Source organism: Streptomyces sp. NPDC037301, from assembly GCF_055602785.1.
In genome coordinates, this window is sequence record NZ_JBVJWD010000017.1 from 156,345 (window position 1) to 175,059 (window position 18,715).

An 18,715-nucleotide genomic window follows, 5' to 3' on the forward strand; every position below is an offset into this window, starting at 1 on the left:
GACAGCTGCCAACAGCCATCACGACCATTACATTCCCGGCCCCTTCACGCTCCCGCCGGCTTCGGCCACCGCCCTGCCGCGAGCTGCTCAGTGGCTGAGCAGCTCCAGCTCGGTCAGCAGGTTCTGCCGCGCCCGCGGTTCCCACCGGGCCACCCCGTGCGGTGTACGGAACAGTCGCGGCAGTCCGAGCAGCTGACGCAGCACCGTCGCCCGCCCCTCCCGGAACGCGTCGTCGGGCACGAAGCCGTACTCCTCGCGCACCTGCGCCGCGTAGGCCGCGTACTCCTTCGGGGCCGCCGCCAGGATGGCCAGATCCGCATCGCACAGCACCTCGCCGTTGGCGTCACCGGCCACCGGGTCATGGGCGACGGTGAGACGTACGAGACGGGCGACCTCGGCCGTGACGTCGTCCGGCACGCCAGCCTCCGGCAGGGCACGTTCGGCGAGGGCGGCGCTGCGTTCCTCGTTCTCGGACCGGTCGGGCCGGTAGACCGCATCGTGGAACCAGGCGGCGAGGCGCACGGCATCCGCATCGGCCGCGTACCCGGCGAGCGTGTCGATGCGGTCGAGCACCGCGGCCAGGTGCGCGGTGGTGTGGTACCGCCGCTGGGGCTCGGCCCAGCGTGCCAGCAGATTGTCGGCGTACGGCAACGGGTCGGGGGCGGGGGCGCCGCCCCGGACGGCGACGAGAGCCGCCTGCCAGCGGCCACGGAGGGAGCTGTCGGCGCTGCTCGCCCTGTGGGCGCTGCTTCCGTGCGAGCTGTCGGTCATGGGACGACCCTAGACCTCCAAGGGGCCGGTGGTCGTAGGCGGTGAGGGAGCGCAGGACGTGCTGTTCGGTGCGCGTGGAGTCCGTCAGCTGCCGTTCATGAGAACCCGCCTGGACGCGGCCCCGTCGTGCGGGGGCACCATCACGATCAGCCCACGGCGCAGGCGCGCCAGGCCGGCCCGTACGGCGCGTGATCGCGCATGGTCCGCGCCCAGCGCCCGCACGGAGTCGTGGAACGCGCGCTCGCACACCGCGATCGCGCGCAGCAGGTCGCCCGCCGCCTCGTGGGCGAGCGCCAGATCGCGGCGGGCGGTGATGGTCCGGGGGTGGTCGTCGCCGAGGACGCGTACGCAGTCGGCGAGCGCGCGCTCCGACAGCTCGACCGAGCGGCCGGCGCGGGCGAGATTGCTCCGCGCGAGGAGTGTGTCCGGGTGGTCGTCGCCGAGGACGCGCTCCGAGTCGGCGACGACCGACTCCCATAGTGCGGTGGCCCGCGCGGGGTCTCCCGCGTCGAACAGGGCGCCGGCCAGATTGCTGCGGACGAGGAGGGTATCGGGGTGGCCGGTACCCAGCAGGCGCTCGGAGTCGTTGAGAACCGACTCCCACAGGGACCTCGCCGTCTCGCGGTCGCCTGCCTGCGACAGCGCGTCAGCCAGATTGCTGCGGACGAGGAGCGTGCGCGGGTGTTCGTGGCCGAGCACCCGCTCCGAGTCGGCCAGCGTGTGCTCGTACAGCTCGATGGCGCGGGGCAGGTCGCCGGTGTCCTGCAAGGCGCCCGCCAGATTGTTGCGCGTGGTGAGGGTGTCGGGGTGGGTGGCGCCGAGGAGGATTTCCCGGTCGGCGAGCGTGCGTTCGTACAGGGGGAGGGCGCGGGTCAGATCGCCCGCCGCCTCGTAGGCGGTGGCGAGATTGTTCCGGAAGAGGAGCGTCCGGGGGTGATCCTGGCCCAGTACTCGCTCGGCGTCGGCGCGCGTGGCTTCGAAGAAGGGGATCGCGCGTCCGAGATCGCCCGCGTCACGGTAGCCGCTCGCGAGGTTGTTGCGGGAGATCAAGGTCTCCGGGTGGTCTCGGCCGAGGACCCGTTCCCGATCGGCCAGGGTGCGTTCGTACAGCGGGATCGACCAGTCGACACGGCCCGAGTCGCGGTACGCGTTGGCGAGGTAGTTGCGGGTGGAGAGGGTGTCCGGGTGGTCGTCGCCGAGCACACGCTCGCGGTCGGCGACGGTCCGTTCGTACAGGGGGATCGCCCGGCCGAGTTCCCCGGCGGCGCGGTAGATGTTCCCCAGCTGGTTGCGGGTGGAGAGGGTGTCGGGGTCGTCGCTGCCCAGTACGCGCTCGCGGGCGGCGAGGGATCGTTCGCTGTAGCGTGCGGCCTGGGAGACATGGCCCTGGTCCAGCAGGAAGCGGGACGTCTCGTGAAGGACGACGGCGATGTCGGCGGTGTCCTCGTCGCGCGGCACCAGCTCGATGAAGGCTTCGATGTGCGGGCGAAGGGTTCGCCAACTGGGCCACTGGGGGACAGCGATGGACACGCCGCCGGATTCCCCGTCGGTCCCCCCGCTCGGCAGGCTGTCCAGCAGGATCCTTGCCGCCCGGTCTCTTGCCACCAAGATCGCCTCCTCTGTACGCAGCGGGTCGGCGGGGTCCGCCGTGCGGGCCACCGCCTGGACCAGGCGGTGGACGCGCAGGTTGGGTGGTGCCAGGGTGATCATGCTGTAGCCGGCGAGGAGCGCCAGCGCGTCGTCCACCGCCAGGAGATCGTCGTCGATGGTCGTGATGAGGTCCTGCGGCAGTCGGTCCGGAGCGAACCAGGCCAGGGTGCGCAGAATCTCCACGGCGAGCGGGTCCCGGTCGGCGATGACGCTGAGCGTCACGCGCCAGACGCGAGCGATGGTGCGCCGGTCGGTGCTGCCCGCGTAGGCCGTGGCGAACATGCGGGCCGGGTAGCGCCGCACCCGTTCCAGATACGCGGTGAAGGTGATGGCGTGGTTGTGGATATATGCGCCGGCCTGCTCCAGTGCGAGTGGCAAGTGGCCGAGTTCCGTAGCCAGTTCGGCCACGGCCGGCTTCTCGCTCACGGCGTTGTGGCCGGCCGTGCGAGTCAGTAGCTCGGCGGCGTCGCTCGGGCTGAGCACATCGAGGCGGAGCGGCGCAGCCAGGTGGTGCCAGCCCGCCGTGCGGCGGCTGGTGATCAGATGGCGGCCGGTGTCGAGTTGGCTGATGACCGGCGCGAGGTGGCTCGGGTCGTCCGCGTTGTCGAACACCACGAGCCAGCCCGGATGCGTCTGGAACCAGGTGATCGCCCATTCGGCCAGCGCGTTGGTGGTGGCCGGGGTCGCGAGGTCGGGCAGCAGGCGGCTGGTGAGCGCCGCAAGCCCGGCCGTGATGGCGTCCGGGTTGTCGGCGGTGATCCACCACACCGTCGTGTACTCGGCCCTGTACCGGTGGGCGTACTGCAACGTGAGGCTCGTCTTGCCGACGCCACCGAGGCCGACCAGGATCCGCGTGACCGGCTCGCTCTCCGCCGCCAGCGCCGTACCGAGCCTGATGACATCGTCGTCGCGGCCGACGAACAGGGCGCTGGGAGGGCGTGGCAGGTTGTGGTTGCGCTGACCACGGGGTCCCGCGACGGTCTGGGCCGGGGGGAGTTGGACGGCGGGGGCCGTGTAGATGGTGGCCCCGGGGCCTGTGCTGATGATCCCCGCGTTCGCGTCCACGGCGACGGCACGCTCGCCGGACGCCTCCCAGCGCGGGGAACCGATCTGTCCGGGGCCGTCGGGCGGCTGGACGGGGATCATGGCGCTCACCGCTGGATCTGGGCGTTACTTCCGGTACTGATGACCCCGGAGTTGTGCTGGACGGCGACCGAGCCGTCGCCCGAGGCCGTGAGGGACACCGAGGACTGGGAGAGCAGGCGCGCGATGTCCGCCGTGAGCTCGGCGTCGGCGAGCAGCGCCCTCTTGATCTGGACGCGGAGCATGGCCTGGAAGTCCTCGTCCTCGGGAGCTTCCGCCGCCTCCGCCACCGCTCGGTCCAGTTCGGCGGAGTCCTGCTGGTTCCCCCGGATACGTTGGAGGATGCGCCGGCCCAGGCTGACCGTGGCGTCCGCGCTCGCGTCGGTGGCGCGGGTCAGCACAGCAGTGCCGTAGGCGCCGACCGCCGCTGTGACGTACGGCGCGATCTCGCTAGCGACCGTCAGAGCATCCACGATTCCCCCAACTCGCCCACCACAGCGGGCTGCACGCGACCATGACGAATCCCATGATGCCAGTAGGGACCCCGCGCCCGCGCGGGGTCGTGTGGGTGTGAGGGGTGCGCCTGCGGCGGGCCTGTTCCCCTGCCCATCCCCAAGCTCTCAACTTCGTTCGAGCAGGGGAGACCCCACTCTTCCCGAACTGGGGCGGGCAGGGGAACAAGGCGCCCCCGCACCCGCTACGCCCCCGCCCTGAACCCCCGCAGCCGCAGCGAGTTGCCGACCACGAAGACCGACGAGAACGCCATTGCCGCGCCCGCGATCATCGGGTTGAGCAGCCCGGCCGCGGCGAGCGGCAGTGCGGCCACGTTGTAGGCGAAGGCCCAGAACAGGTTCGTACGGATGGTGCCCAGCGTCTTGCGGGAGAGCCGGATGGCGTCCGCCGCGGCCCGCAGGTCCCCGCGCACCAGCGTCAGGTCACCGGCCTCGATCGCGGCGTCCGTGCCCGTACCCATCGCCAGGCCCAGGTCGGCCTGGGCGAGGGCGGCCGCGTCGTTGACACCGTCACCGACCATGGCGACCGAACGGCCCTGAGCCTGGAGGTCCTTGACGACGTCGACCTTGTCCTCCGGCATGACCTCCGCGTACACCTTCTCGATCCCGACCTCGGCCGCGACCGCCTCGGCCACCGCGCGGTTGTCGCCGGTGAGCAGGATCGGGGTCAGACCGAGGGCACGCAGCCGCTCGACGGCTTCCGCGCTGGTGTCCTTCACCGCGTCGGCGACTTCGAGGACCGCCCGTGCCTCGCCGTCCCAGGCGACCGCGATGGCCGTCCGTCCGGCGGCCTCCGCCGCGGCCTTCTGCCGGGCCAGCTCCACCGGCAGGTGGATCTCCCATTCGGCGAGCAACTGCTCACGGCCGACGAGGACGGCGTGGCCCTCGACGACGCCCTGGACGCCGAGGCCCGCGACGTTGGCGAAGTCCTCGGGGGCGGGGAGGGCGGCACCGGTGCGCTCGGCGGCACCGGCGGCGACGGCCTGGGCTATGGGGTGCTCGGAGGAGTGCTCCAGGGCGCCCGCGAGCCGCAGCACATCGCTCTCGTCCGTACCGTCCGCCGTGTGCACGTCCAGCAGGGTCATCCGGCCGGTGGTGACCGTGCCGGTCTTGTCGAGGACGATCGTGTCGACGCGGCGCGTGGTCTCCAGGACCTCGGGGCCCTTGATCAGGATGCCGAGCTGGGCGCCGCGTCCCGTACCGACCATGAGGGCGGTGGGAGTGGCGAGGCCCAGGGCGCAGGGGCAGGCGATGATCAGTACGGCGACGGCGGCGGTGAACGCGGCGGTCAGGCCGGCCCCGTTGCCGAGCCAGAAACCGAGCGTGCCGAGCGCGAGGGCGATGACGACGGGGACGAAGACGGCGGAGATCCGGTCCGCGAGGCGCTGGGCGGCCGCCTTGCCGTTCTGCGCGTCCTCGACGAGCTTCGCCATCCGGGCCAGCTGGGTGTCGGCGCCGATGCGGGTGGCCTCGACGACGAGTCGGCCACCCGCGTTGAGCGTGGCCCCGGTGACCGAGTCGCCGACGCCGACCTCCACGGGTACGGACTCACCGGTGAGCATCGACGCGTCCACGGCCGATGCGCCTTCCACGACGGTGCCGTCGGTGGCGATCTTCTCGCCGGGGCGGACCAGGAACCGGTCCCCGACCTGGAGATCGGCGGTCGGCACGGTCACCTCATGGCCGCCGCGCAGCACGGTCACCTCCTTCGCTCCGAGTTCGAGCAGCGCCTTGAGGGCCGCGCCCGCCTTCCGCTTGGAGCGGGCCTCGAAGTAGCGCCCGGCCAGGATGAAGGCCGTGACTCCGGCTGCGGCCTCCAGATAGATGTTCCCGGCGCCGTCGCTGCGGCCGATGGTCAGCTCGAACGGATGGGTCATGCCGACCATGCCCGCCGTGCCGAAGAACAGCGCCCACACCGACCACAGGAACGCGGCCGAGGTGCCGACCGAGATCAGGGTGTCCATCGTCGCCGCGCCGTGCTTGGCGTTGGTCCAGGCGGCGCGGTGGAAGGGCCAGGCGGCGTACGCGACGACGGGGGCCGTCAGGGTCAGCGAGAGCCACTGCCAGTAGTCGAACTGGAGCGCCGGGACCATCGACATGGCGATCACCGGCACGGCGAGCACGACGGCGGTGAGCAGCCGCTGCCGCAGGGGCCGCAGCTCGTCGGCCTCCGCGGCCTCGGGGGCGTCGTCCTCGGTACGCACCGGGGGAGCGGGCCGGTGCGCGGTGTAGCCGGTCTTCTCGACGGTGGCGATCAGGTCCTGTACGGAGATGTCCTCGCCCCGGTAGCTGACCTTTGCCTTCTCGGTGGCGTAATTGACGGTGGCCTCGACGCCGTCCATCCGGTTGAGCTTCTTCTCGATACGGGCCGCGCAGGAGGCGCAGGTCATGCCGCCGATCGCGAGCTCGACCTCTGCGGTGGTGCCGACGGCTGTTCCGTCGCCGGTTGTGGCGGTGTGCGCGGACACGATGTCCTCCCTGGCGGAGACGTGGTACCCCTAGGGGGTATGCATTGCTGGTTCAGGTATACCCCCCACCCCTATAAAGCGCAAGGGTGATCCATTGTCGGGGCCCGGAGTGTGCGCGCCCGATCGCCTGATGTGCGTCCGACCTCACGTATCTTCACGTCGCATTGAGGCTGCGCCCTCGGTCGACCGCCCCGTAGGCTGGTCATTGGACTAGACCTATTTATCTTTGCTGCTTCCTGGAGGGTTGGGATCACATGAGCAACCGTGCAGTCCTGGAGGTGATCGCTCTCGATGCGGAGGACGCGGTCGCTGCCCAGGCGGGTGGTGCAGACCGGCTCGAGCTGGTCACCGACATGGCGGCGGACGGTCTGACCCCGTCCTGCGCGACCTTCGCGGAGATCCGGGCGGCGGTGGACATTCCGCTGCGGGTGATGCTCAGGCTGGCGGACGGCTTCGCGGCCGGCGACATCGATGTGCTCGTGGCCAGGGCGCACGAGCTGCGGGCGGAGGGCGCCGAGGAATTCGTCCTGGGCTTCCTGGACGCCGAAGGTCACCCGGACCTGGTCGCCGTCGAGCGCCTCGTCGCCGAGCTGGACGGCTGCCCCTGGACCTTCCACCGCGCGATCGACCGGGCCGCCGACCGGGACGCCCTGCGCAAGCAGCTGGCGGACATGCCGGGCCTGGACACGTACCTCACCGCGGGTTCGCCCAAGGGCGTCGACGACGGCATCCCGACGCTGCTGGTCGAGGCGGCGCGCAAGGGTGAGCCCGGCTACGAGCCGCAGATCCTGGTGGGCGGCGGGCTCCGCCTGGAGCACCTGCCGGAGCTGCTGTCCGCGGGCATCGACGCCGTACACATCGGCGGCGCCGCGCGCCCGCACGGCTGGTCGGGTCCGGTGGACGCGGCGGCGGTACGGGAGTGGCGGGCGGTGCTCGACGCGTAGCGCGGGCGGGGCTTGAGGTGGCCCCGGGCCAAGGGTCCGGGGCCACCCGGCTGAACGGTCGGACGCCGGACGGGCCGGTGGTTGCCGGACGGGCCTGATTCCGCCCGGCGAAAATCCGTCCTCGCCGACGTTCGAGGGCGCGGGGTCCGGGGCGGAGCCCCGGTTTGGGGAAGAGCGGGGTCTCCCCTGCTCGAACGAAGTTGAGAGCTTGGGGATGGGCAGGGGGACAGGCCCGCCGCAGGCGCACCTCCTGCCCGCACGCGCTCCACCCGCACGCGCTCCACCCGCGCCCCCGCCCCCTACAACAGCTCGTCCGGCATCCCCGCCGCATGCACCACCGTCAGCCCCGACACCGCACGCGTCAGCGCCACGTACAGCCGGCGCAGCCCCGTGCGCTCGTCCGGCTCGCCGTCCACCACCGCGGCCGGCTCGTCCAGTACCACGTAGTCGTACTCCAGGCCCTTCGCCAGCGACGCCGGGACCAAGGTCAGCCGGGACTCGGCGGTCGTCTCCTCACCGGGGGAGAGATACGCGTGACCCGCCGCGGCCAGCGCATCGGCCAGCGCCGGAATCCGCGCATCGGCCGCGATCAGCCCGATCGACCCCTCCTGCCTCAACGACTCCTCGCACGCCGCCAGCACCGCCGCGTCCAGCTCCGCCGGATCGCCCACCTTCCGTACCTCCAGCGAACCCGGCGACTCACGCACCGACTCCACCGCCGCAAGGCCCGGCGAGATCACCGGCAGCAGCCGTGAGGCGTACGCGATCACCTCGCGCGGCACACGGAAGCCCGCCGTCAGCTCCTCCACCACCGCGTCCGACTTCCCCAGGTGGTGCAGCGCCTGCGCCCAGCTCTCCGTCGACCACGGCGTGGTGCCCTGCGCGAGGTCACCGAGAACCGTCGCCGAACCCGTCGTGCAGCGGCGGCCCACCGCCCGGTACTGCATGGGGGACAGGTCCTGCGCCTCGTCGAGGACGACATGGCCGAGCGAATGCGTACGCGCCACCAGGTCGCTCGCCTCGTCGATCAGCACCGCGTCCGCCGCCGACCACTTCGCGGACTTCACGCTGCGGACAGGCTTGGTCCACAGGATCGTCTTCTGCTCGTCCTCGGTGAGCAGCCCGTTCGCGTGCGCGGCCAGGAACTCCGCGTCGCTGAGCAGCCGCAGCACCAGCCTGGCCGGTTCGACGGCCGGCCAGATCGCCTTCACGGCCGCCTTCACGGCGGGGGTGCGGGCCACCGCGTTCTGCACCCGGTCGTCGGGCGCCTCGCCGGCCTCCTCCATCCGGACCAGGACGGAGTGCGCGATGCGCTGCGGAAGCGCCTCATGGGCGGCCCCGTACCGCATGTCGCGGGCCAGCAGTTCGGTGACGATCTCCTCCAGCTCGTACGCCGGCACCCGCCAGCGGCGCGAACCGCGCACCACCATCACCGGCTCCGTCGGCAGCGTCACATGTGAACGGATCGCCCGCCGCAGCACCTCCGCCATCCTGGCGTCGCCCTTGACGACGGCGGCTGCCGCCGAGTCCGTGCCGCGCACCGCGATGCCCGCCGTCACCAGATCGTCGACGGTCGCCTGCTTCACCTCCAGCTCGCCGAGGGCCGGGAGCACCTGCTCGATGTAGTGGAGGAACGAACGGTTCGGCCCGATGACCAGCGTGCCGGTACGGGCCAGGCGCTCCCGGTGGGCGTAGAGGAGGTACGCGACACGGTGCAGGCCGACGGCCGTCTTACCGGTGCCGGGCCCTCCCTGCACGCAGACCGTCCCGCCGAGACCGCTACGGACGATCTCGTCCTGCTCCGGCTGGATCGTCGCGACGATGTCACGCATCGGGCCGACACGCGGCCGCTCGATCTCCGCCTGGAGGAGCTTGCTGGTCTGCGCGGCCTCGGTGGGGTCGCTGAGGTGCTCGTCCTCGTACGCGGTCAGCTCACCGCCGGTGTAGCCGAAGCGTCGGCGCTGGCCGACGTCCTGCGGGTCCTTCTTCGAAGCCCGGTAGAACGGCTGCGAGACGGGCGCACGCCAGTCGATGACCATCGGATCGCCGTCGGCGTCATGGACGTGCCGGCGCCCGATGTAGAACTGCTCCCCCTCCGCGCCCTCGGCCTGCTCGGCACCGACCCGGTGCAGATAGTCCAGGCGGCCGAAGAAGAGCGGGGTGTGGGCGAGATCGGCGAGGGACTTGATGCGCTCGTCGATCTGGGCCTGCAGGACGGCCGCGTTGACCCAGTTCGCGGTGACGTCGCGGATGTCGAGGGCCTGGGCGTCCTCGCGCATGGCGCGCAACGCGGAGCGGGACGCGGCGAGATGGGCGCGTTCACGAGCCAGGGGATCGGTGGTGGTGTCGTGTTCGTGTTCGTGCGCGGGCACGGTGTTGCCTCCGGCTTTTCAACGCAGGACGGCGGACCGCACCTCGCCCCCGGTTACGGCTCGGGGGTGATGCGGTCCGCTCGGGGATCGATCACGGGGTACGCACGCAGGTGTACGTACAGCTGTCGGCCGGTTTCCGTCCGGTCGGCGGCGCTCCCCCGGCTGCCGGCGATGGCCGGTACCACGGTGCGGGAGGCGGGCAGACCGGCGATTGTATCGACCGCTCTCGTCACGGTCGAACGGTTTTGATGCCGGGTCCGTCCCGTAGGGGACGCCGTGCGACCGGAGACCTATGCGCACCGCTTCAGGGTTCCGTCTGCGGGTCGATGCCTTTGGTGGCCGGGCGCAGGACCATGGAGTACATGAGCACCGTCTCTTTGATCCCCCGCAGGACCGGCCCCGCGCACGGCGCGACCGCGGCGACCGGTCACCCGTACACCCACCGCGTCGGCGACGCCCTGCGTGCCGTCAAGGTCTACGCCCGCGCCGCGTTCGGCGTGGTCGTCCTCGGCGAGTACGCGGAAGAGGCGGGCGTCCACCGAGGCGTCCACCGCCGCGAGCACTGAGTACGCAGAACCTCCCCGGTGTGAGTATCTGACCGGAGGCGTCGCGGCCCTGCCCCGCGATTGGGTAGCGGCATGGAGAACAGCCACGTCCGAGTGATGCGTCCCGACCCCGCCGGTCCTGTCGCCGCTGGTCCCGCGGCCGTTGCACACAGCCCGAACGCCTGGGTCGCCCCCACCGTTGCCACGGCGCTTTCCGGCCTTCTGACCTGCATCGGCATGTTCGCCATCGGGTTCGCGGTGATGGCCACGGACAGCTGCGGCCCCGACAACTGCTCGTCGGACATCATGGTTCCGCTGAGCCTCATGGCCTACGGGCTCTACGCGACCCCGTTCATCACGCCCCTTGCCCTGATCACCGCCTGGGTGCTGCCGTGGCGGCCCCGCTGGGCCGTGGCTCGCCGATGGGCAGCGGCCGTCGCGGTGCTGCCCGGTCTGACGGCGGTGGGCGGTCTGGTCCTGCTCCTGACGCTTGGCGGCTGACCCCGTGATGACGCAGCCTGCGCCGTCCGAACCCACGTCGCCTGAACCGACACCGCCCGGCCCCGCGGACCCCCTGCGACTCGACGGCTGGATCGCCCCCGCCATCGTCACCGTGGCCGCGGTGATCCTCTCCTACGCCGCCCTGATGATCGTCCTCTTCGCTCTCACGGGCCCCGGCAGGTGCGACGCGCACGGCGCCTGCTCCTGGGGCACCAGGGCCACCCGGAACATCCTGTGGACCGCCGCCCGAGCGATTTTGTACGTGACACCTCTGGGCGTGTTCGTCACGTGGGTTCTGCCATGGCGCTCGCGCTGGACCGCGGCCCGTCGACGGGCCGCGGCCTTCGCGCTGCTGCCGCACACGGTGATCGCGGCGGACCTGCTGCCGCTGCTGGTCTTCGGTGACTGACCGGCGTGCACGGGTCGGTCACCGACCTCAGTTGTCGGTCAGCAGCTCGTCCGCGTCCACGATCCGGTAGGCGTACCCCTGCTCGGCCAGGAACCGCTGGCGGTGCGCCGCGAAGTCCTGGTCGATCGTGTCGCGGGCGACCACCGAGTAGAACCGCGCCTCGTGCCCGTCGGCCTTCGGCCGCAGTACCCGGCCGAGCCGCTGCGCCTCCTCCTGCCGCGAGCCGAACGTCCCCGACACCTGAATGGCGACGGTCGCCTCCGGCAGGTCGATGGAGAAGTTCGCGACCTTCGACACCACGAGGACGCTGAGCTCGCCCTCGCGGAACGCGTCGAAGAGCTTCTCGCGCTGGGCGTTGCTCGTCTCGCCCTTGATCACCGGGGCGTTCAGATGCTCACCCAGCTCGTCGAGCTGGTCGATGTACTGCCCGATGACAAGGGTCTGCTCGCCCCGGTGCTTGCGTACCAGCGCCTCCGTCACCTTCCGCTTCGTCGCGGTCGTCGCACAGAACCGGTACTTCTCCTCGGTCTCGGCGGTCGCGTACGCAAGCCGCTCCGAGTCCGTCAGATTGACCCGCACCTCGACACAGTCGGCGGGCGCGATGTAGCCCTGCGCCTCGATCTCCTTCCACGGGGCGTCGAACCGCTTGGGCCCGATCAGCGAGAAGACGTCCGACTCGCGGCCGTCCTCACGCACCAGCGTCGCGGTGAGGCCGAGGCGGCGCCGGGCCTGCAGGTCGGCGGTGAACTTGAAGACGGGCGCGGGCAGCAGATGTACCTCGTCGTAGATCACCAGACCCCAGTCGCGGGAGTCGAACAGCTCCAGGTGCGGGTAGATGCCCTTGCGGCGGGTCGTCAGCACCTGGTAGGTGGCGATGGTGACCGGCCGGATCTCCTTGCGCGTACCGCTGTACTCGCCGATCTCGTCCTCGGTCAGCGAGGTCCGCTTCACCAGCTCGTGCTTCCACTGCCGGGCCGAGACGGTGTTCGTCACCAGGATCAGCGTGGTCGCCTTGGCCTGGGCCATCGCACCTGCCCCGACCAGCGTCTTCCCCGCACCGCAGGGCAGCACGACGACACCCGAGCCGCCGTGCCAGAACCCCTCGACGGCCTGCTTCTGGTACGGCCGCAGCGCCCAGCCGTCCTCGGCGAGCTCGATGGGGTGCGCCTCGCCGTCGACGTACCCGGCGAGGTCCTCGGCCGGCCAGCCCAGCTTCAGCAGTGTCTGCTTGATCTGCCCGCGCTCCGAGGGGTGCACGGCCACGGTGTCCGGGTCGATCCGTGCACCGACCAGCGGCTGGACCTTTTTCGACCGGAGGATCTCCTCCAGCACGGGCCGGTCCGTGGAGGTCAGCACCAGACCGTGGACCGGGTGCTTGGAGAGGGTGAGGCGGCCGTACCTGGCCATCGTCTCGGCGATGTCGACGAGCAGCGCGTGCGGAACGGGATAGCGGGAGTACTGCACGAGCGCGTCGACGACCTGCTCGGCGTCGTGCCCGGCGGCGCGCGCGTTCCACAGCCCGAGCGGGGTCAGCCGGTAGGTGTGGATGTGCTCGGGCGCCCGCTCCAGCTCGGCGAAGGGCGCGATCGCCCGACGGCAGGCGTCGGCCTGATCATGGTCGACTTCCAGGAGGAGCGTCTTATCGCTTTGGACGATGAGGGGTCCGGTCACGCGCGTCGGCCCTTTCTGCTGCGGGAACGGCCGGGAACGGCCAAACGTCCAGTGTGCCGCATGCGGGGGCCATGGGGCGGTGTGCTGCTCCGCACAGGGACGAACGGCCCAGGGATGACCGATGCTGCCACCAAGGCGACGGCTCCGGAACGATCGGACCGGCCGGACGACCGGAGCTCGGTGGTTGCTGTCGCCGCCGCGCCCGGCTTGACCGGCCCCAGCCTCAGGACATGGCGTCGTCGGCCAGTTCGGCGACGCCGGTGATCCGGTGCAGCGGGTACGTGCGGACCTCGTCCGCCGTGTGGTCGTACGCGGTGACGAACCCGCCCTCGACCCGGACCGGGGCGATGACGCGCTGGCTGGCCGCGCCGTCCGCGTTGACGTAGCCGATCCAGAGCGCCGAGCCGGTCATCGCGGCGGCCTGGACGGTGGCGAGGGTCTCGGCGGAGGTCGTACGGGGCAGGGCGCCGGACGGGGCGGCGGGGGCGTCGGCCGGGTCCTTGCGGACCACCGTGGCGGCCGTGTCCCCGGCGCGGATCGCCCTTACCGCCGCGCCGAGCAGTGTGGCGTCCGGGACCGGAGGGCCCTCGGGCACGGGGACCGGGGCCGTGCGGGGCGGGGTGCGGCGGGCGCCCGCGCGGGTGATCAGGACGTCGCCCTCGGCGGACTCGGCGGCCGGCGCGTACCCCATCTCGCGCAGCCCGTCGAGCAGGGAGGCGGGGTCGATCTGGGCGGCCAGGGCCGTCGGTGCGAGGCGGCGCAGGCGCAGGGTGGCCGAGCGCCTGTCGGCGAGGATCTCGTTCAGCACGGCCTCGTCGTCGCAGCGCACGTACGAGGAGGCGGCGCCGATCCGCAGGTGGCCGTGGCGTCGGGCGACGTCGTCGATGAGGTAGCTGAGCGGCTGCGGCACCGGCGTACGGCTGTGGGCGGCGAGGAACGCGTGCAGATCGGCCGCGGACTGTCCGGCGTCCAGGGCGCGGCGTACGGACCCGGGGGTGAACCGGTAGACCGTCGCGCCGCCCTTCGATTCGATGTCCGCGAGGGCGGAGAGCATGTCCGCCAGGGGGCGCTCCAGCGGGCCGGGGGCGACGGCCGTCAGATCGGCCTGGAGCAGGACGTGGTCCAGCGGCTCCGGGATGAGGGGCGCGAGCAGCGCGGCGGCTTCGGCCGGCCCGGAACCGAGCAGGGCGCGGGTGTGCGCGGCGAGAGCGCCGCGGCCGGTGATGCCGAGGAGCTCGGATTCGTTGAGTGTCCACAGGGCGATCCGGGACCGCAGGTCGGTGGTGTCCCCGGCGGAGGCGGAGGCACCGCGCAGGGGGCGTTCCCAGCGCAGCCGGGCGAGCACTGTCTCCGGGTCGGGGGCGGTGCCCGGTTGCAGGGCGGCGAGGAGGGCCAGGACCCGGTGGCGTACCTCGGGGGCGGCGGAGCGGTCGAGGTCGGGGCCGAGGGCGGACAGGGCCCGGCCCTTGGCGTCCTGGCCGCCGACCAGGCCCGGGGTACGGGTGGCGGCGAGCCAGGTGGTGGCGAGGTGCACCCAGCGGTCCTGGGCGGGGAGTTCGGCCCAGTCGTCGTACGCGGGCGTCGGCGCGTACCGTTCGTCGGCCTCTCCGTCGGAGGCCAGCAGCCCGGCCGCGTAGGTGAGTTCGACCCAGAACGCGGCGACGGGCTCGGAGACGTCGAGGGCGGTGGCGGTCTTCTTCAGCTCGCGGACACTGAGCCCGCCGGCGCGCAGTATCGCGGGGCCGCCGCCGTTCCAGCTCTTCAGCAGCTCCTCGACGGTGTTCACCGCCAGGAACGCCTGGCCGGCCGCCGCGCTGTCCACAGCCTGGGGATCACGGTTCGCGACCGCCTCCACGGCGGGCGGCTGCGGTTCCGGTACGCGGTGGGCGCGCCCGGCCCGCAGATGCAGGGCGGCCTCGCGGGGCAGCACCACGGTGCGGGTCGACACGGGCAGCAGCAGCCCGCGATCGCGCAGCCATTTCACCGGCGGAGTGGGGTTCGGGGTCACTTCCCCGTAGGGCGGCCCCCACACCAGCCGGTCCAGTACGGACAGGGCCTCGGCGGGAGCGGTGTCCAGCAGCTCGCCCATCCTGGCCCGGTCGGTGAAGAGCGCGGACAGGGACGTCACGGCGGAGACCGGGTCATGGGTGGCGGGCAGTCCGGCGGTCGCCAGGATGTCCTGGAGGCGGCCCGGCGACATTCCGGCGGTCGCCTCCGCGACGGTCGGGCCCAGACCGGTGGGGGAGGGGTGCTGCGGGGACGGCGCGAGGAGTTCGCGCGCGGTGCGCACCAGCCGCAGCCGGTCGTCCTCGCCCCAGACGAGGGCCTGTTCGCGCAGGGTGGCCAGGGCGGCGGGCAGCGCGTCCCCGATCGCCGCGTCCGCGTCGTCGCGGTGCTCGCCGTCGTCCCGGCCGTCGCCGGTGAGGAGGCCGAGCAGCGTCTCGTACGGGGCGGGGTCGGGCGCCACGGCGAGCGCCTCGGCGGTCTGCAGGGCGAACCGGTCGAGGTGTTCCAGGGCGCGTACGACGGAGGCGCGCGTGCCGGCTCTCGTCGCGAGCTGAGTGATGTCGCCCGGTACGGGGGTGAGGAGATCGGGGCGGGCACGCAGCAGCCCCGCCAACGACTCGTCGTCCCGGGCGCGGAGAGCTTCGGCGAGCGTCCGCGGTGGTGTGGTCATCCCCATCCGTCCCACGGTAGTCGCTCCGGACAGGCCCGAGGGCGCTACCGTCGGTGCAGGCGCCAGAGGGGAACCATCGCGTGGGGATCGAGAGCGAGCAGCTCGTCTACGACTATCTGAGCCGGGTCGGGGACCTGGCACAGCAGCAACAGCTGTCCTCGGGCACCCGGATGAGGCTCGTTTCGGCTCTCCGGGGCGAGATCGACCGGCAGCGCGGAACGCAGTCCGCGGACACCCCGGCGGCGGTCCGCCGCATCATCGGGAGGCTCGGCACACCGGACGAACTGGTCGCGGCTGCGGCCGCGTCGGCGGACGGGACGGTGGAGCTGCCGCAGCGGCCGGAACCTGCCGCGGGGGAGGGGCGCGGCATCCCCCGTCCGCGCAAGGGGATGCTCCGGAAAGACAGTTCCGGCAAGGGCGCGTCGCAGGCGCGGGCACAGGCGCCGGACGGGGAATCGGAGGGCTCGGCGGACTCCGCGGCCCCTGAAGCGGCGGCCGGTCGGGTGCCTTCCCCGCCGCACATGGCCGGTACGGACGAACTGGGGCCGTCCGGGAGCGAGCCCGACTGGTGGCGGATCGAGCCGGAGCCGTTCGGTGACGGGGTCGATGTGCCGGGGTTCGTCGGCGGCGTCGAGATCCCGGACATGATGAAGCCGCCGCCGGCCCGGGACGCCGTTCCGCGCCCGCGCACGGGCGACTCGGCGGACGACGGTCCGGCCGCGGACGTCGGCACCGGCGAGGCCGCGCCGCGGCGCCGACGGCTTCCGGGCCTCCGCCGCCGCGCCCCGCGCGAGTCGAGGGCCGGGGGTTTCTCCCACCCCTTTTTGCTGCTCGCCGCCGGGCTGCTGGTCGTGGGCGCCGTGATGGGCTCCTGGCTGGCCCTGGCGGGTGGCTGGCTGCTCGCGTACAGCTCGCGCAAGTTGTCCCGCGCGGAGGCGAAATGGGCCGCGATGGGGCTTCCTGGTGTGGTCGTGGCGGGCGCACTCGTCTGGCTCTGGGGCCGGACGGAGGGCCGCTGGGGCGAGCCGATCCCGCAGGACGGGATGGCGGAGGCGCTGAGCGGGGTGTGGCCGGTGGCGGTACGCACGGCCGCGGTGGCGTCGGCGGTGTTCCTGGTGTGGCGGGCGCGGAAGCGGGTGGGGTAGGCGGGGGTGCGCGCCGACGGGCGCCTCGGCCCTCGCCACACATGAAACCGTTCGTTTCCTACTCGTTTGATACGATGGGCTCATGTCCGAGACGACGTACGGCATCGGTGAGGGGCCGGCTACGCGGGTCAGTCTCTCTCTGCCCGAAGGGACCGCCGAAGCGATTCGGGCCCGGGCCGGCAAGCGGGAGTTCTCCGCGTTCGTCGCCGCGGCCGTCGAGCGGGAGCTTCGGGGGCAGGTGCTGGACGAGTACCTGGCGGACTACGAGAGCCGTGAGGGTCCGGTCTCCGAGCAGGCGCGGCAGCGGGCGCGGCAGGTCTTCGACGAGGTGTTCGCCGAGGAGGGCCAGTGGCCCGCCGCAAGCTGATCCACGAAGGGACACTCGTCCTCGACAGTGAGGGGCTCTCCAAGCTGCTCAGCGATGACGAGACGGCGGTGGCTCTGGTCGCGGAGGCGCGGTCCAGGGGGATGGAGGTGGTCATCTCCGCGCTCACCATCATCGAAGCCGTGCACGCCCGCACCGACAAGGCCCGGCCGGCCCGGGTGCTGTCCGGTCTGCGCACCGTCCCGGTGGGCGACGAAGAGGCGAAGGCGGCCTCGGCGCTATTGATGGCGGCTGGACTGCACGGCCACAAGTACGCCGTCGACGCTGCCGTGGCCGAGGCGGCTCTGCGGCAGCAACGCCCCGTCGTCATGCTGACATCCGACGTTGACGGCATGAGCAAACTGTGCGGCGACAGGGTGCGCCTCGTCGTGGTGTGAGCGGCCCTCGACGTCGCCACGCCCCAGTTCGTCGGACGGATCCCTTCGCTCCGTTTCCCGCGGTGCTCAATGAAAGCCCAGGGGGCGACAGGTGCGCGGGTCTCGTTCACGGATCTGGAGCACCGACGCCGGGCCGCCGCAGCACGGTTTGAGGTCACGCTGCGGGGACTTGGCTGCCGCTGAGCGATTCTCCTTGTGGGCCCAGCCCCCTACTTCGTGAGATCCGTCTGGAGCTCGTCGAGGATCTGGTCCGCGGCCGTGTACCCGATGCCCGCGATCCACAGGCGGTCGTCGACCTTGAAGACCTTGTCGTCCTTGGACGCCGTCAGCCCCTTCCACAGGCCGCTGTTCATCGTCCTGGTCGTTCCCGCCTTGTCCGGGTCCCCGTACGTCGACGTGAAGATGACATCCGCGTTTGCGAGGTCGATCTTCTCGGGGGACACGTCGTAGGAGAAGCCGTCCTTGGCCTTGTCGGTGATCGCGGGGCGGCCCACGCCGAGATCGGCGAGGATCGAGCCGATGTAGTTCTGCTTGCCGTAGATGCGGATGTCGGCGCCCTCGACGAAGCGGACGAAGCTGACGTCCGTGGCGGCCGCCTTCTCCTTGCCGCCGATCGCCTCGGTCACGTCCGCGACATGGGCGTCGTACTCGGCGACGGCCTTCTTCGCCTCGGCCTGCTTGCCGAGCGCCTCCGCGTGCGTCTGGAAGTTCTCCTTCCAGGCGGTCCCGGTGGACTCGGTCATCACGGTGGGGGCGATCGCACTGAGCTGCTCGTAACGGTCACCGTCACGGACCTTGCTGGTGAGGATCAGGTCCGGCTTCAGCGAGGCGACGGTCTCCAGGTTGGGGTGGGAGATCTCGCCGACCTCCTTGATGTCCTTCGTCCGGTTCTCCGGCAGGTAGGAGGGGAAGCCGTCCTCCGTCGCCGAGTGCGTCGCGCCGACCGGCTGCACGCCGAGGGTGAGTGCGGAGTCCAGCTCACCGGTGTCGAGGACCACGACGCGTTGCGGGTTCACGGGGACCTCGACGTCGCCCATGGCCGTCTTCATGGTGTGGGTCTTGGCGGTGCCGGATCCGCTGTCGTTGCCGCTGTCGGAGTCCGAGGAGCCACAGGCGCAGAGCGCGAGGGCGCCGGCCAGGGTGAGGGCGCCGAGGGTGACACCGCGGCGGCGGGTGAAGGTGGTCATGAAGTGCCCTTCGTCGGG

General features: G+C 71.9%; 16 protein-coding genes. 7 read left to right on the plus strand and 9 right to left on the minus strand.

Annotated elements, in window-relative coordinates; all coding sequences use genetic code 11:
- Positions 1-87 precede the first annotated feature (87 nt).
- From ACZ7IB_RS26350 to ACZ7IB_RS26365, 4 genes are all read right to left on the minus strand, one after another.
- Positions 88-771, minus strand: a complete 684-nt coding sequence (locus tag ACZ7IB_RS26350; protein ID WP_470916248.1) for an HD domain-containing protein — start codon at positions 769-771, stop codon at positions 88-90.
- Positions 772-855: 84 nt separating this feature from the next.
- Complete coding sequence (fxsT, locus tag ACZ7IB_RS26355; protein WP_470916312.1) at positions 856-3,567, minus strand: FxSxx-COOH system tetratricopeptide repeat protein; 2,712 nt, start codon at positions 3,565-3,567, stop codon at positions 856-858.
- Positions 3,568-3,572: 5 nt separating this feature from the next.
- Positions 3,573-3,977, minus strand: coding sequence for a hypothetical protein (locus ACZ7IB_RS26360; RefSeq protein WP_398630142.1), 405 nt, complete (start codon positions 3,975-3,977; stop codon positions 3,573-3,575).
- A 224-nt stretch (positions 3,978-4,201) separates the two neighbouring features.
- A complete protein-coding gene (locus tag ACZ7IB_RS26365; RefSeq protein WP_470916250.1) occupies positions 4,202-6,484 on the minus strand; it encodes a heavy metal translocating P-type ATPase in 2,283 nt (760 codons plus the stop codon).
- A gap of 254 nt (positions 6,485-6,738) precedes the next feature.
- On the opposite strand from ACZ7IB_RS26365, the gene ACZ7IB_RS26370 reads away from it, so the two are divergent.
- Complete coding sequence (locus ACZ7IB_RS26370; RefSeq protein WP_470916252.1) at positions 6,739-7,428, plus strand: copper homeostasis protein CutC; 690 nt, start codon at positions 6,739-6,741, stop codon at positions 7,426-7,428.
- A gap of 299 nt (positions 7,429-7,727) precedes the next feature.
- On the opposite strand, the gene ACZ7IB_RS26375 is transcribed toward ACZ7IB_RS26370, so the two are convergent.
- Positions 7,728-9,800: a HelD family protein gene (locus tag ACZ7IB_RS26375; RefSeq protein WP_470916254.1), complete on the minus strand. Its 2,073-nt coding sequence runs from the start codon at positions 9,798-9,800 to the stop codon at positions 7,728-7,730.
- A 53-nt stretch (positions 9,801-9,853) separates the two neighbouring features.
- Positions 9,854-10,033: a hypothetical protein gene (locus tag ACZ7IB_RS26380; RefSeq protein WP_470916256.1), complete on the minus strand. Its 180-nt coding sequence runs from the start codon at positions 10,031-10,033 to the stop codon at positions 9,854-9,856.
- Between the two features lie 129 nt (positions 10,034-10,162).
- Here ACZ7IB_RS26380 and ACZ7IB_RS26385 point away from each other — a divergent pair, with 129 nt between their 5' ends.
- The 3 genes from ACZ7IB_RS26385 to ACZ7IB_RS26395 all read left to right on the plus strand — a co-directional run bounded on the left by ACZ7IB_RS26385 (position 10,163) and on the right by ACZ7IB_RS26395 (position 11,255).
- Positions 10,163-10,366 (plus strand): hypothetical protein, encoded by a 204-nt coding sequence (locus ACZ7IB_RS26385; RefSeq protein ID WP_470916257.1) that lies wholly within the window; start codon positions 10,163-10,165, stop codon positions 10,364-10,366.
- A 72-nt stretch (positions 10,367-10,438) separates the two neighbouring features.
- Positions 10,439-10,846, plus strand: coding sequence for a hypothetical protein (locus ACZ7IB_RS26390; RefSeq protein WP_470916259.1), 408 nt, complete (start codon positions 10,439-10,441; stop codon positions 10,844-10,846).
- Positions 10,847-10,853: 7 nt separating this feature from the next.
- Positions 10,854-11,255 carry a hypothetical protein gene (locus ACZ7IB_RS26395; RefSeq protein ID WP_470916261.1) on the plus strand — a complete coding sequence of 134 codons (402 nt, stop codon included), beginning with the start codon at positions 10,854-10,856 and terminating at the stop codon, positions 11,253-11,255.
- Between the two features lie 27 nt (positions 11,256-11,282).
- On the opposite strand, the gene ACZ7IB_RS26400 is transcribed toward ACZ7IB_RS26395, so the two are convergent.
- Positions 11,283-12,926, minus strand: a complete 1,644-nt coding sequence (locus tag ACZ7IB_RS26400; RefSeq protein WP_114245861.1) for a DNA repair helicase XPB — start codon at positions 12,924-12,926, stop codon at positions 11,283-11,285.
- 223 nt (positions 12,927-13,149) lie between these two features.
- A complete protein-coding gene (locus ACZ7IB_RS26405) occupies positions 13,150-15,609 on the minus strand; it encodes a helicase-associated domain-containing protein (protein ID WP_470916263.1) in 2,460 nt (819 codons plus the stop codon).
- A gap of 74 nt (positions 15,610-15,683) precedes the next feature.
- On the opposite strand from ACZ7IB_RS26405, the gene ACZ7IB_RS26410 reads away from it, so the two are divergent.
- The 3 genes from ACZ7IB_RS26410 (at position 15,684) to ACZ7IB_RS26420 (ending at position 17,510) form a co-directional block, all read left to right on the plus strand.
- Positions 15,684-16,748 carry a hypothetical protein gene (locus tag ACZ7IB_RS26410; RefSeq protein WP_470916265.1) on the plus strand — a complete coding sequence of 355 codons (1,065 nt, stop codon included), beginning with the start codon at positions 15,684-15,686 and terminating at the stop codon, positions 16,746-16,748.
- Between the two features lie 82 nt (positions 16,749-16,830).
- The gene (locus ACZ7IB_RS26415) at positions 16,831-17,115 is read left to right on the plus strand and encodes a hypothetical protein (RefSeq protein ID WP_470916267.1); all 285 of its coding nucleotides are present in this window, start codon (positions 16,831-16,833) and stop codon (positions 17,113-17,115) included.
- On the plus strand, positions 17,097-17,510 hold the full coding sequence (locus ACZ7IB_RS26420; protein WP_470916269.1) for a DNA-binding protein: 414 nt from the start codon (positions 17,097-17,099) through the stop codon (positions 17,508-17,510). Before ACZ7IB_RS26415 ends, ACZ7IB_RS26420 begins: the two co-directional genes overlap by 19 nt.
- A 209-nt stretch (positions 17,511-17,719) precedes the next feature.
- Here the strand turns inward: ACZ7IB_RS26420 and ACZ7IB_RS26425 are convergent, their stop codons facing one another.
- Positions 17,720-18,697: an ABC transporter substrate-binding protein gene (locus ACZ7IB_RS26425; protein WP_470916271.1), complete on the minus strand. Its 978-nt coding sequence runs from the start codon at positions 18,695-18,697 to the stop codon at positions 17,720-17,722.
- Positions 18,698-18,715 lie beyond the last annotated feature (18 nt).